Source organism: Streptomyces sp. A 4/2 (genome assembly GCF_940670765.1).
Lineage (GTDB): Bacteria > Actinomycetota > Actinomycetes > Streptomycetales > Streptomycetaceae > Streptomyces.
On record NZ_CALNVW010000016.1, the window covers coordinates 133,706 to 147,040 of the forward strand.

The 13,335-nt window shown below is 69.8% G+C and carries 11 protein-coding genes; 2 read left to right on the forward strand and 9 right to left on the reverse strand.

Features of this window, described 5'->3' with window-relative positions; translation table 11 throughout:
* Positions 1-2: 2 nt before the first annotated feature.
* From NBY69_RS10220 to NBY69_RS10245, 6 genes are all read right to left on the reverse strand, one after another.
* Positions 3-470, reverse strand: coding sequence for a DUF5954 family protein (locus NBY69_RS10220; protein ID WP_250300179.1), 468 nt, complete (start codon positions 468-470; stop codon positions 3-5).
* Positions 471-622: 152 nt separating this feature from the next.
* Entirely contained in the window at positions 623-1,552 is a 930-nt protein-coding gene (locus NBY69_RS10225; protein ID WP_250300181.1) for a dihydrodipicolinate synthase family protein, read from the reverse strand.
* A complete protein-coding gene (locus NBY69_RS10230; RefSeq protein WP_250300183.1) occupies positions 1,549-2,553 on the reverse strand; it encodes an ABC transporter ATP-binding protein in 1,005 nt (334 codons plus the stop codon). The genes NBY69_RS10225 and NBY69_RS10230 overlap by 4 nt, the downstream gene beginning before the upstream one ends.
* On the reverse strand, positions 2,550-4,607 hold the full coding sequence (locus NBY69_RS10235; RefSeq protein ID WP_250300185.1) for a dipeptide/oligopeptide/nickel ABC transporter permease/ATP-binding protein: 2,058 nt from the start codon (positions 4,605-4,607) through the stop codon (positions 2,550-2,552). Before NBY69_RS10235 ends, NBY69_RS10230 begins: the two co-directional genes overlap by 4 nt.
* A 1-nt stretch (position 4,608) precedes the next feature.
* Positions 4,609-5,559: an ABC transporter permease gene (locus tag NBY69_RS10240; protein WP_250300187.1), complete on the reverse strand. Its 951-nt coding sequence runs from the start codon at positions 5,557-5,559 to the stop codon at positions 4,609-4,611.
* Positions 5,560-5,625: 66 nt separating this feature from the next.
* The gene (locus tag NBY69_RS10245; RefSeq protein ID WP_250300189.1) at positions 5,626-7,218 is read right to left on the reverse strand and encodes an ABC transporter substrate-binding protein; all 1,593 of its coding nucleotides are present in this window, start codon (positions 7,216-7,218) and stop codon (positions 5,626-5,628) included.
* Between the two features lie 124 nt (positions 7,219-7,342).
* On the opposite strand from NBY69_RS10245, the gene NBY69_RS10250 reads away from it, so the two are divergent.
* Together NBY69_RS10250 and NBY69_RS10255 are read left to right on the forward strand one after the other, a co-directional pair.
* Positions 7,343-8,089: a FadR/GntR family transcriptional regulator gene (locus NBY69_RS10250; RefSeq protein WP_374211253.1), complete on the forward strand. Its 747-nt coding sequence runs from the start codon at positions 7,343-7,345 to the stop codon at positions 8,087-8,089.
* Positions 8,090-8,213: 124 nt separating this feature from the next.
* A complete protein-coding gene (locus NBY69_RS10255) occupies positions 8,214-9,176 on the forward strand; it encodes an acetylxylan esterase (RefSeq protein ID WP_250300191.1) in 963 nt (320 codons plus the stop codon).
* A 28-nt stretch (positions 9,177-9,204) separates the two neighbouring features.
* On the opposite strand, the gene NBY69_RS10260 is transcribed toward NBY69_RS10255, so the two are convergent.
* The 3 genes from NBY69_RS10260 to NBY69_RS10270 all read right to left on the reverse strand — a co-directional run bounded on the left by NBY69_RS10260 (position 9,205) and on the right by NBY69_RS10270 (position 13,320).
* Entirely contained in the window at positions 9,205-10,302 is a 1,098-nt protein-coding gene (locus NBY69_RS10260; RefSeq protein WP_250300193.1) for a right-handed parallel beta-helix repeat-containing protein, read from the reverse strand.
* Between the two features lie 50 nt (positions 10,303-10,352).
* Positions 10,353-12,197: an exo-alpha-sialidase gene (locus NBY69_RS10265; RefSeq protein WP_250300195.1), complete on the reverse strand. Its 1,845-nt coding sequence runs from the start codon at positions 12,195-12,197 to the stop codon at positions 10,353-10,355.
* Between the two features lie 244 nt (positions 12,198-12,441).
* The gene (locus tag NBY69_RS10270; RefSeq protein WP_250300197.1) at positions 12,442-13,320 is read right to left on the reverse strand and encodes an LLM class F420-dependent oxidoreductase; all 879 of its coding nucleotides are present in this window, start codon (positions 13,318-13,320) and stop codon (positions 12,442-12,444) included.
* Between the last annotated feature and the right edge of the window lie 15 nt (positions 13,321-13,335).

Genomic DNA, 13,335 nt, shown 5'->3' on the forward strand with positions numbered 1-13,335 from the left:
GTTCAGTGCTCGGACTCCCGGTCGTCGAACTCCTCCGGGAACGGACTGTCCGTACCCTGCGGGGGCTCGGGCCCGTACTCCGTCATGATGACGGTCTGCTCGACACGGACGATGCGGTAGACGCGCTCGCCGATGATGATCTGGTCCGCCCCGTTCTCGACGGCCTCGGCGGCCTGGGCGTAGCGGGCGCCTGCCGGGGCGTGCGCCGTCAGCTGGCGCAGGACCGCGGCCAGATCGAGGCGGGCCTCGTCCTCGCTCGGCTGGGCGGGGAACATCTGCCGCCAGCCGGCACCTTCGAGGACCATGGCCGCGTATGCGGTGTAGGGCGCCATCCGGGTCCGCTCGAATGACGTCGACTCGATCGGGTAGCGGCGGCGCAGCTTCTCCTCGCGGGCGCCGACCGCGAGTACCTGTCGCGCTTCCTCGTCGAAAGCGTTCTGGCTGCCCGCGGTCTCGTCGTGATCGCTCATGAGGCCATCATCACGCCCCCGGCCGCGTCGTCGGAAGGTTTGAGCGTGGTGTCCGGCCCCGGCATCCGCGACGTGCGCCGGGGCCGGACACGGCGCGGATCGTCCCAGGGGTCCGCGCGCGACCGCGCCCACGGACCCCTGGGACAGCGCTGCTACTTCAGGCCGGCCCGGTCCAGGATCCCGGCGATCGCCCTGGTCTCCTGCTCGTCCAGGCGGCGCATGGGCGGGCTGACGGTGTTGTGGGCGATGATGCCGCGCACCTGGAGCGCGGTCTTGAACGCGCCGAGGCCGGCGGAGGTCCCGGACGAGGTGGCCGGGTCGGCGACGAAGACGATGTCGAACAGCTCGGCCAGCCGGTCCTGTTCGGCCTTGGCGGCCACCCAGTCGCCGCGGTCGGCCGCGTCGTGCAGACGCCGGTAGCCGTGCGGGTCGACGTTGCCGAGACCCGGTACGGATCCGTCGGCGCCGCCGAGCAGCATGGCGTCGACCACGACCTCGTGCCCGGTCAGCAGGGCGAATTCGGGCATCTCCTTCAGGTCGATGGCCAGCCGGCGGAACGCCACGTCGTCGCCGCTGGAGTCCTTGACGCCGGCCAGCACGCCGTCCTTGGCCAGCGACAGGATCAGTGAGCGGTCCAGCTTGTTGTTGACGCAGACGGGGATGTCGTACGCGAAGAGGGGCAGGTCCACGGCCGCGGAGATCAGCCGGAAGTGCCGGTCGATCTCGGTGGCGTGGGTGCGGGTGTAGAAGGGGGCGGTGGCGACCAGGGCGTCGACGCCCTGGCGGGCCGCGGCCTCGGCGCGTTCGACGACCTTGTTGGTGGTGGTCTCGATGACTCCGGCGAGGACGGGCACCTGACCGCCGGCCGCGCCGACGATCACGTCGAGGACAGTGGCCTGCTGCTGGTCGGTGAGGTAGGCGACCTCGCCGGAACTGCCGAGAGCGAACAGGCCGTTCACTCCCCCGTCGATCAGGAAGGCGACCAGCTTTTCCAGGGAGTCGGTGTCGACCTGCCCGTCGGGCAGGAGCGGGGTGACGACGGGGGGAACGACTCCGTGGATGCGGGGCGTGCGGGGGGTCAAGACGTGCTCCTTGCGGTGGTGTCGGGGAGTGCGGCGGCCGTGTTCGCCACGGCCGGCTGGGGGTGGACGCAGTGCCAGCGGTGCTCGTCGGGGCCGGTGGCCACGGGGAAGACCGTGGCGCAGTCGTCCTCCGCCTTCCAGCAGCGCGTACGGAAAGGGCAGCCGGTCGGCGGGTTGGTCGCCGAGGGCACCGGCCCGGTCAGGACGATGCGCTCGGTGGTCGTCAGCAGGCTGGGGGTCGCTGACAGCAGCGCCTCGGTGTACGGATGTGCGGGTGCCGAGGCGACGGCCGACGCGGTGCCCTGTTCGACGATCCGGCCGAGGTAGAGCACGGCGAGACGGTCGGAGAGATAGCGCACCGTCTGGATGTCGTGGGAGATGAACACCATGCCGAGGCCGAGGCGGGCCCGCAGGTCCATGAGCAGGTTGAGCACCTGGGCACGGACCGACACGTCGAGCGCGCTGGTGGGTTCGTCGGCGACGATCAGCTCCGGTTCCAGGGCGAGTGCGCGCGCGATGGCGACACGCTGCCGCTGGCCCCCGGAGAGCTGGCTGGGCAGTGCCCGCAGGGTGTGCCCCGGCAGGCCGACCAGATCGAGGAGTTCCTCGACCCGCTCCTCGCGTTCCTGGACCGTGCCGCGCTGATGCACGTCCAGCGGGTCGCGCAGGATCCGGCCCACGGACATCCGGGGGTTGAGCGCGGTGGCGGGGTCCTGGAAGACGACGCCCACGGCCGAGCCGAATTCGCGCCGCCGCCGTGCCGCGGGGATCTCCCAGAGGTCCTCGCCACGGAAGAGCATGCGCCCTTCGGTGGGCTTCTGCAGTCCGGTGAGGACCCGGGCCAGCGTGGACTTCCCGCAGCCGGACTCACCCACCAGGCCGACGATCTCGCCGCGTTCGACCTGCAGGGTGGCGTCGGTCAGGGCGTGGACGGAGTCGCGGTGGAACAGGCCGCCGCTGCGGGCGCGGTGGCGGACGTGTACGCCTTCGAGCTGGATCATCGGGCACTCTTCTCCAGCAGCGCGGGGACCGCCGGGTGGTGACAGGCGAAGCCGTGGTCGTCCGCGCTGCGGTCGGTCAGGGCAGGGGGCGTGGTGCGGCAGAGCTCGGTGGCCGCCGGGCACCTGGAGGCGAAGCGGCAGCCGGTCCCGAAGTACTTCGGGGCGGGGACCACTCCCTTGATCTGGTGCAGGCGTTCCGCGCCGGTCTCCAGTGAGGTCACCGAGCCCAGCAGTCCGCGGCTGTAGTGGTGCGCGGGATCGGTCAGCAGCGGCCGGGTGGCGCCCACTTCGGCGATCTGGCCCGCGTACATCACCGCGATGCGGTGCGCGAGGTCGCCGACCAGTGCCAGGTCGTGGGAGACCAGGACCATGGCGAAGCCGAGTTCGTCGCGCAGCTGGACCAGGAGTTCGACGACCTGGGCCTGCACGGTGACGTCGAGCGCGGTGGTCGGTTCGTCGGCGATCAGCAGCCGGGGGCTACGGGAGAGCGCCATGGCGATCAGCACGCGCTGGCGCTGGCCGCCGGAGAGCTCGTGCGGGTAGCTGCGGAGGGTGCGTTCCGGTGCGAGACCGACCAGTTCGAGCAGTTCCGCGGGGGTCTTGGTGCCGCCGCGTGAGGTGAGCTGCTTGAGCTGGGTCCCGACCAGTACGGACGGGTTGAGCGAGGAGAGCGCGTCCTGGTAGACCATCGCGATCTCGGGTCCCGCCAGGGAGCGGCGCTCCTTGGGGTTCATCGTGAGCAGGTCCCGGCCGCGGTACTCGATGGCCCCGCTGACCTCGGCGTTGCGCGCCAGCAGGCCCATGACGGCGAGGCTGGTGATGCTCTTGCCGCACCCGGACTCGCCGACCAGTCCAAGGGTTTCGCCCTCGTGGACGGTGAAGGAGATGCCGTCCACGACCTTGACGTCGCCGTAGCGGTCCGGGAAGCGGATGGCCAGATCCTTCACGGCCAGCAGCTCGGCCGCGGTGTCCGGTACGGGGGTGATCCGCGACGGGGTACGCAGCACCTGGGCGGCGAGCGCCGCCAAGGCCTCGTTCACGGTGTCCTGGTCCACGGCCTGTTGCGCGAGGCCGTCGGCCGCGGCACCCGATACGGCCTGTCCGTCCGGGTCTTCGACCGTCTCCTGCCCGGCCGGCGTGGGCGCGGGGGCGGCGCCGACCGCGGCGGTGGCTGCGGGATCGACCTGGTCGGCCCTGGCCCCGCCGGGCGCGGCTGAGGCGTCGGTGAGGCCCTCGGAGAGGATGTTGAGGGCCAGTACGGTGATCAGCAGGACGAGCCCGGGGAAGAGGGTGGCCCACCAGCCGCCGGACAGCAGGATCTGCCGGCCGTAGGAGAGGACGTTGCCCCAGCTGGGTTCGGGGTCCTGCACACCGGCGCCGATGAAGGACAGGCTGGCCTCGAAGATGATGGCTTCGGCGACGAGCACGGTGGCGAACACCATGACGGGCGCGGCGCAGTTGACCGCCACGTGGCGTCGCACGATGTAGCTGCGGCGGGCGCCGATGACCTTCTCGGCGGCGACGTAGTCCTCGCCGTACTGGGAGAGCACGTTGGCGCGGACCACGCGGGCCAGCGACGGGACGTACACGAAGGCGATGGTGAAGATCAGGACGGGCACGCTGGAGCCGAAGACCGTGACGAGCACGGCGGCCAGCGCGATCGGCGGGAAGGACATGACGATGTCCAGGGTCCGCATCACCGATTCGTCGCCCCACTTGCGCGACGTGGCGGCGAACGAGCCGATGACCGCGCCGAGTACGACGGCGACGGCTGTGGCGCCGAGTCCGATCATCAGTGAGTACCGGGCGCCGTAGACGACGCGTGCGAAGATGTCGCGGCCCACCCGGTCGGTGCCGAACCAGTGGTCACCGCTGGGTGACTGAGCAGGCATCCCGGTGGCGAGCGGGTCGGAGGCGACCAGGGGTGCGAAGATCGCGGCGAGCACGACAACGACGAGCAGGCCGAGGGCGATGCGTGAAGTGACCGGCAGGGAGCGGAAGCGGATGCCGGGGCGGGACAGCCTCTTGGCGAGGCCGATGCGGCCAGTGAACATGTCACACCGTCCTGATACGCGGGTTGACCAGCAGGTAGAGCAGGTCGACGATGACGTTGACGACAAGGAACGCGATGGCGATCGTGAGGACAGTGCCCTGCACCAGCGCCACGTCCCCGCCGGTGACGCCTTCGAGGATCAGCTTGCCCATGCCCGGAAGGTCGAAGATCGCCTCGATGACGACCGCGCCGCTGAGCAGATATCCGACCTTGATGCCGAGCACGGTCAGCGGGGTGACGAGCGCGTTGCGCAGGACACCGCGGATGACGAGCAGGCGCGGCAGGCCGTTGCCGGTGGCGGTGCGTACGTAGTCACGGTCCAGTTCGGTGACCATCGAGGTACGGATCAGCCGGGCCAGCGAGGCTGCCACCGGGACGGCGAGGGAGATCGCGGGCAGCGTCATGCACTTCAGCCACCCGCTGAAGGAGTCCGCTGGACTGATGTACCCCCCGGTGGGAAAGATCGGGGAGCGCAGGGCGAACTGCTGGATCAGCAGGACCCCGAGCCAGAACGAAGGCACCGCGACACCCGCCATGGACAGCACGCGGATCAGCTGGTCGGGCCACCGGTCACGGAAGACGGCGCCGGTCACACCCAGGAGCACCGCGAGGACGACGGCCAGCACGAGGCCCAGCAGGGTGAGTTGGAGGGTGAGCGGGAAGGCCACCGAGATGCGGTCGGCCACCTGCTGGCTGGGCGGCACGGTCACGCCGAGATTGCCGTGGACCAGGTCTTTCAGAAAGTCGAAGTAGCGTACCGGCAGCGGGTCGTTGAGGCCGTTGGCCTCGGCGAACGCGGCGCGGGCGGCAGCAGTCGAGCTCTCTCCGAGGGCGTTGTAGGCCGGATCGGCCGGGGAGAACTGAAGCACCACGAAGACCAGGAGCGTGATGCCGAGAATCATCACCGGCATCATCGCGATACGGCGCAACGCGAGCCGGAGAAAAGCAACCATCGTGAGGTTCCTTGCGGTTTGGGAGGGTACGGCCGGCGCCGGGTGCACCCGGCGCCGGCGATCCGGTCAGGCGCGGGCGACGTCCAGGAAGGACAGACCGGTGGTGGGAACCGGCTTGAAGCCGGAGAGCGCGCTGTCGTCCCAGGCGGTGGGCAGCTTGCGGTGCAGGATCGGGTAGAGCGGGGCCTGCTCGGCGACGATGTCCGTGACCTGCCCCCACAGGTCCTTGCGCTTCGCCTCGTCGGTGGCCTGCGCCGCCTCGTCGAGCAGCTTGACGACCTTCTTGGCCTCGGCGGTGCCGGACCAGTGGAACCGGGACTCGGGCCAGGTGCCCACGTAGAACCAGCGCATCAGCAGGTCCACGTCGTTGCCGAACACCGAGGGGTCGCCGGGCGCGACGAGCACCTCGAAGTCGCCCTGGTCGACCTTGGCGTACTGCGCGGAGGACTGGCCGATGTCCAGGGTGGTCTGGACGCCCACGGCGTCCCAGCACTCCTTGACCAGCGGGGCGATGTCCTGGACCCAGGAGGTGTCGGTCAGGAGCAGCTTCACCTTGAGGCCCTTGACGCCGGCGTCCTTCAGCAGCTGCTGGGCCTTGGCCTTGTCGTACGTGTAGACCGTGGAGGCCTTGCGGTAGTCGGGGTGCGTGGTCTGCAGGTACCCGGAGGCCGCCGTCGCGCCGCCGCCCATCGCGGTGGTGATGATCTTCTGGGTGTCCAGGGCGTAGTGCAGGGCCTGCCGGACCCGCTTGTCGGTGTACGGCGCCTTGGTGCAGTTGAACATCAGGAAGAGCTGGCCGAAGGACTGCGCCGACTCGACCTTGGACTTCTTCTCCAGCCCGGCCATGTCGATGTAGGGAACGTCCTCGATCGCCTGGACGCGGCCGGACTGCATGGCGCTGACCCGGGCGGAGGCGTCGGAGACCAGGTTCCACACCATGTTCTCGGCCTTGGCCGGGTAATGGCCGTTGTAGGCCGCGTGCTTCTTGAAGACGATCTTGTCCTCGCGCGTCGCGGAGACGAGCTTGTAGGGACCGGACCCGACCGGCTTGGCGTCGAAGCCCTTCTGGTCGGCCTGGACGATCTTCTTCGGGACGATCTTGGCGACCGATATGCGCGAGGGGAAGAGCGCGAACGCGTACTTGAGCTTGAACTCGACGGTCTTGGCGTCCACCGCCTTGACGCTCTTCAGGAACGGCAGGAACTGCGCCATCAGCGAGGCGTTCTTGACGTCCAGGATGCGCTCGAAGCTGAAGACGACGTCCTCGGGCGTGACGGCCGAGCCGTCGTGGAAGGTGGCGCCGTCACGCAGTGTGGCGTGGTACGTCGTGGCGTCGATCTTCGTCGGCATCTTGGTGGAGAGCGCGGGCCGGGCGACCAGTGTGACCGGGTCGAGGTCGACCAGGCCTTCGAAGACATGCCAGTTGGCCGCCACCGGGGTGGCACCGGAGGAGGTCATCGGGTCGAAGCCGGTGGACAGCGCGTACGAGATGCCGGCTTCGATCGTGGTCTTGTCACCCGACGAGGCGGAGGTGCCCTTCGTCGAGGCGGGGCCGCCACAGGCGGCGAGAGTGCCCGTGAATGCGGCGGCGGCACCCACCGCCCCGGCGAAGCGCAGGAAGCTACGGCGGTCGACTCTGGCAGGTGTCTTCTGAGACACGGGGCCCTCCTTGGTGCGGGGGAACGAAACAGCGTCGGCATCGGGCGAGCTTACTTGTCCGATGTCTGATGTCTGATGGCTGATAACGTGTGAACGTAGCTGGGACAAGGAGAGGGGTCAAGGGGTGGAGAGCAGGCAAATCCTGGAAGGACGTCAGGGGCGTTCCCTGCTGAGGAAGGAGGTCAGCGAGGGAATCAAGCGTTACATCCTGGACAACAAGCTCCGTCCGGGAGACCCGCTGCCCACCGAGAGCGAGTTGAGCGCGACACTCGGGGCGAGCCGGTCGAGCGTGCGCGAGGCCGTCAAGACGCTGGACGCGCTCGATATCGTCGAGGTCAGGCACGGACACGGCACCTACGTCGGACGGCTGAGCCTGTCCGCACTGGTGGAGGGACTCACCTTCCGCGGCCTGCTCAGCCGCGACGACGATTTCAAGGTCATGTCGGACCTGGTGGACGTGCGCGAGCTCTTCGAACGTGGCATGGCCGAGCGGATCGTCGCCTCCCTGGACACCGAGCACGTGGACACGCTGTACCGGATCGTCGACGACATGGAACGGTCCGGCAGCGGCGACGGCACCGGCTTCGTCGAGGCCGACCGCTCCTTCCACGCCCTACTGGTCGCCCCGCTGGGCAACGAACTCATCGGGCAGTTGTCGCTGGCGTTCTGGGACGTCTACACGATCGTGGTGCCCCACCTCGGGGTGATCACCAGCAAGGACGAGGCCGAGACCGTGGCCAATCACCGCAGGATCGTCGACGCCGCCCGCGCCGGTGACGTCGACGCCTTCGCGCGCGCCATCGCCGAGCACTACGCGCCGGTGCGGCGACGGGTCGAGGAGGCGCGGGCGGCGGTTCCGGCCGCCGACTGACCCCTTCCCCTGCCCCTGCGGGCCCGGCCCCTCGTCCTGATCTTGACGAGGGGCCGGGCCCGTCTTATCGTCACAACCCTCAAGACGTCTGACGTCATATGTCATGGTTGTGGAGGAGTGCCGAATGCCACTGACGGATCTCACACTTGCCGAGTGTCTCGCCTACCGCTCGGAAGCGACCGCTCCAGCGGCCTTCGACACCTTCTGGGCCGGCACACTCGCCGATTCCAGGCCCGTCGAGCCGGTCTTCACACCGGTGGACAGCGGCCTCAGCCAGATACGCGTCTACGACGTGACCTTCCCGGGCTTCGACGGCGCCCCGGTCCGCGGCTGGCTCCGCCTTCCCGCCGGGCCGCCGCGCCGACTGGGCTGCGTGGTCGAGTTCCTGGGGTACGGGCGCGGCCGGGGACTGGCCCACGAGAACCTGCTCTGGCCCGCGGCCGGATTCGCACACCTGGTGATGGACACCCGCGGTCAGGGCTGGTCGTCGGCCCCGGGCTGCACCCCCGACGAGGGCCCCTCGGGCGTCGGCCCGGTGCCGGGCTTCCTCACCCGGGGCGTGCAGTCACCCGAAACGCACTACTACCGGCGGCTGTACACGGACGCGGTCCGGTGCGTGGAGGCCGCCCGCAGCCACCCCGAGATCGACCCCGACCGTATCGTCGTCGCCGGGGTCAGCCAGGGCGGCGGCATCACTCTCGCGGTGTCCGGGCTGGTACCCGGGCTGGCCGGGGTGATGCCCGACGTCCCGTTCCTGTGCGACATGCGCCGCGGGGTGGAGCGTGCCGCGATGCCCCCGTACACCGAGATCGCCGAGTACCTCCAGCTCAACCGGGACCGCACGCAGAGCGTCTTCGAGACGCTCTCGTACTTCGACGGGGTGCACTTCGCAGCGCGCGCCACCGCCCCCGCGTTCTTCTCCATCGCGCTGATGGACCCGATCTGCCCGCCGTCGACCTGCTTCGGCGCCTACCACGCGTACGCGGGTCCCAAGCAGGTCGAGGTCTACGGCTTCAACGGGCACGAGGGCGGCGGTGAACACCACCGGGCGCTGCAACTCGCCTGGGTGCGGGAGCTGATCGGCTGATCACGCCTCCTTCCCGGCGCCGCCGGTGTCAGCCCAGAGCGGCCAGTACGTCAGTGACCCGGCCGCTGAACACGGGCGCATTGGCGGCGCCGTTGCACTGGGTCCCCACCACGCGTACCGGCGCGGTTCCGGTGCAGGTGACCGTCAGGTTCGACAGGGTGCAGCCGGACAGCAGCCAGCCGGTGCCCGCGAGGTCGGTGGCCCGGATGTCGGTGTACCAGAGCGTGTTGCCGGTGAAGGTCGGCGGCAGCAGTCCGTTCACGACGATGCCGGAGCCCGGATCCAGCGCCGAACCGCCCACCGGGAAGGCCGCGTTGGCGCTCCACAGGGCTTTCGCCCCGCCGTTGGAGTGGTTGAACGTGTTGCCGCTCAGGGTTCCGTGGTTCCAGTTGTCCGAGGTCAGGGACCCGTACGGGCTGGTGCGGGCGAACGAGTAGTAGGCGCCGTAACAGCCCATCACCGAGTTGTCGTTGATCGTCCAGTTGCCCGACGAGTTCCAGATGGCGAGCCGGCAGTAGGTGAAGGTGTTGTCGCTGAGGACCGAGTACTCGCAGCGGTCGGCGATCGAGACGCCGAAGTAGCAGCGGTCGAAGGTGTTGCCCCGCAGTTTGGACCGGTAGGCGAAGTAGTCGTCGCTCGCCGACCCGGTGACCGCGATCCCCGCTCCACGCCAGTGGGTGAAGTCGCAGTCGAGGACGCGGGTGTTGGTGCAGCGGTCCAGCCGGAGGCCGACGTGGCCGAAGGAGGCCGCCGAGCCCAGCGGGTCGGCGGTCCTGCCGAGGAAGGTGATGCCGGTGAGTGTGATGTTGCTCCGGCCGGTGGCCTTCAGCGCACCGATCGTGTCCCCGGTGACGGTGACGGTTGCCCCGTTGCCCACGATCCGGCAGCCGTCGGGCAGTTCGACCGTGGCGGACAGGGTGTAGGTGGCGCCGGGTACCAGCTGGACCTGCGGGGTCGCGGCCAGTACGGACGCCCAGTCGGCGCCCACGGCCAGCACCGGGAGGCCCGTCGCCGCTGTCGCGGCGCTCGCGGGGGTGGCCGGTGCCAGCGCGGTCACGGTACCTGCTGCCGCGACGGCGGCCAGCGCCCTGCGAGTGAGCGACGGACCGCCCGATGCCGGATTCATGTCTGCTGCAACTCCTCTGTTTCGTGCGGTGGCGTGGTGCGGGGACGGGGTCAGGACTGCTGGGCCCAGTCGAGTGTGAAGCTGCTGAACACGATGCCGCCGGTGGCGCCGATCTCGTACAGGTCACCGATCGACCCGTTGCCGAGTACCGCCGTGGTCGAGTAGCCGGCCTCGCCGGACTTGATCAGCACCTGGTGCGGCCAGGTCACCCCGTCGTCCTTGCTCACCCGTACGGTCAGCTCGCTGCGGCCGGTGGACGCGTTGTTGCTCTGCAGGGCGACAGCGGTCCTGGTGGGGTAACCGCTCGCTGAGACGTCGGTGGGCTTGAGGTAGGAGAGCTCGTCGGAGTTGCAGCCCGGGTCGATCAGACCGGAGTTCCAGGCCGTGCCGAAGGCGCCCGCGACGTCGGTACCCGCGGCGGTGTCGGCGGCCGTGGCGTACCAGCGGTTGCCGCCGCTGTTGGAGCGCAGGTTCTGTACGACCTGACCGGTGCTGCGCTGGATCGCCTTGTTCTCGTTCACTCCGGTCCCGGCCGAGGCACCCGCGTGCCAGGTGACGCCGTGGTCGTCGGAGTAGATGTTGCCGGCGTGGTCGACGCCCGCCTCGTTGTAGACGATCGGCTGCACCAGCCGGCCGCTCGACAGTTGGATGCCGTGTCCGGACGAGGCGAACATACCTGCCCACGAGACGCTCTTGACCTGCGGGTTCAGGTCGACCGGGGCGCTCCAGGTGGCGCCGTTGTCGGTGGAGCTGATGTAGCGGATGTGCATCGCGGTCTTGTCGGTCGCGGAGTTGGAGCCCGCCTTGGATCCGTAGTAGCCGACGCCGGGCGCGGGTGCGTAGTTGATGAAGGCGTACACCTTGCCGTTGGGACCGGCCGAGCGGTCGACCAGCAGGCTGCTGTCCCCGTACCCCTCGGTGGTGGTGTCCGTGTGGGCGACGGTGGACGCGGGGGTCCAGCTGGCGCCGCCGTCGGTGCTGCGCCGCATCGCCACCTGGATGTTGTTGCTGGCGCCGCCGAGGTCGGCGGCGGAGTCGACCCGGGCGTCGGTCATGGCGATGATCGTGCCGTTGTTGGTGACGGCCATCGACGGGATACGGACCGACACCGCGGTGCCGGTGTAGCTCTCGTACCCGGTACCGGCCGCGTTCCGGCGGTTCATCCCGGAGATCGGCGTTCCGGCGGAGGTGCTGGTCCGGGCCTCGAACAGGGTCTGTGTGTTCATCCCCGGGGTACCCACGCCCAGGCCGCAGGTCGCGGTGCCGCTCTCGGTGCGGTCGAAGCCGGTGGCCGTCGTGTGGAGGCTGTAGGCGGCGCCGTTGGCCACCGTCCAGTAGAGCGAGTCGTCCGAACTGTGCGCCGCGACGGTACGGGTCCAGGGCGAACCGGAGCGTCCCGGCCACGCGACGGTGAACGTCTTCGCCGCGTCCGACCTGTTGACCAGGGTGAGCTTGAGCCGGTGGGTCGCGGGCAGCGAGCCGTCCGTGTTGCGCGGGCACTCGGTGCTCACCTGTGCGGCCATGGACGTGCTGCAGTTCAGCGTGCCCGCGGTGGTGTTGTCCAGCCCCTGGGGGGTGGTGGTGTGGAACGAGTAGTCCGTACCACTGGGCTTCGTGAAGTACAGGTCGCTGCGGTCACCGGCAGCCACCGCGCTGGTCCAGGTACCGGCGCCCGGCCAGGTGACGGTGAAGGTCGTCGCGGCCGAGGTGGGGTTGAGCAGGACCACCCGGATCCGGCTGCTCGTGCAGTCCTGGCTGACCACGACCGACTGACTGCCGGTCGCGGCGGAAGCGGGGGCCGTCGTCACCAGCGAGGTACCGGCCACCGCAGTCAGTCCCAGCAGACCAACAGCCCAGCGGCGCATGGGTGTTGCCGCTCTCCACGTCAATGCCATCAGCTCGAACACTCCTTGGTGCGAGAGGGGGGATTGGCAGAACACCTGACGAAGGACGTCAGACGTCATGCATCAAGTGGTCGAGACCTTAGGAGTGGTCGCACAGAGGCGTCAATAGCCTGTACGCAGCTGCCATTTGCCCCGGACACGGGGAGCGGCCCCGCGGACGAGGCCGCGAGGCCGCAGGAAAAGCTCGGGCGGGCCTTCCCGCGACAGCCCTGAGGGCCGCGCCGGAAGCGCCGGGTCAGCCGAGTGAGAAGACCGATGCCAGCGTGCGCCACCCGTCGCGCGGCAGGTCCGTAGCGCGGTCGCCCTCCAGCACCTGGAGGGCGACATGGTCCGCGCCCGCAGACCGGTACTCTTCCACCCGGGCCCGCACGGTTTCCGGACCGCCCAGCGCGAACAGCGCGTCCAGGAGCCGGTTGCTGCCGCCGTCGGTGAAGTCGCTCGCGTCGAAGCCGAGCCGGACCAGGTTGTCGGTGTAGTTGGGCAGTTGCAGATACATGGCGAGCGTGCCCCTGGCGACGGTTCGCGCCCGGTCCAGGTCCGGGTCGAGTACGACCTTGAGCTCCGGCGCGAGGAGCGCGTCCGGGCCGAGCGCCGAGCGGGCCTGTGCCGTGTGCTCCGCGGTGACCAGATAGGGGTGCGCGCCGGCGGCCCGCCCGGCGGACAGCTTCAGCATCTTCGGGCCGAGCGCCGCCAGTACCCGGCGCTCCGCAGGGACCGGGTGGGCCGCGGCGTCCAGCGCGTCGAGGTAGGAGACCATCGCGGAATACGGCCGCGCGTACTGCGGGGCGAGCGCGTCGTGACTGACCCCCAGCCCCAGGACGAACTGGCCCGGGTGGCTCTTCTCGATCCGCTCGAACCGGTCCGCGACATCGGCCGCCCGGTGCTGCCAGATGCTCAGGATCCCGGTCGCCACCGTGATCCGCCGGGTCGCTCCGACGACCTGCGCCGCCTGGTCGACGGACGGGCTGCCACCGATCCAGATCGTGCCGTAACCGAGCTCGTCCAACTCGGCCACGGCGTCGTCCACTTCGCCGCGGCGGCCGGGATCCGTGGGGTGCAGGGCCGAACTCCAGATACCGATACTGCCGAAACGGGCGTGCGCGTCAGAGGTCATGGAGGCCCCAACGCG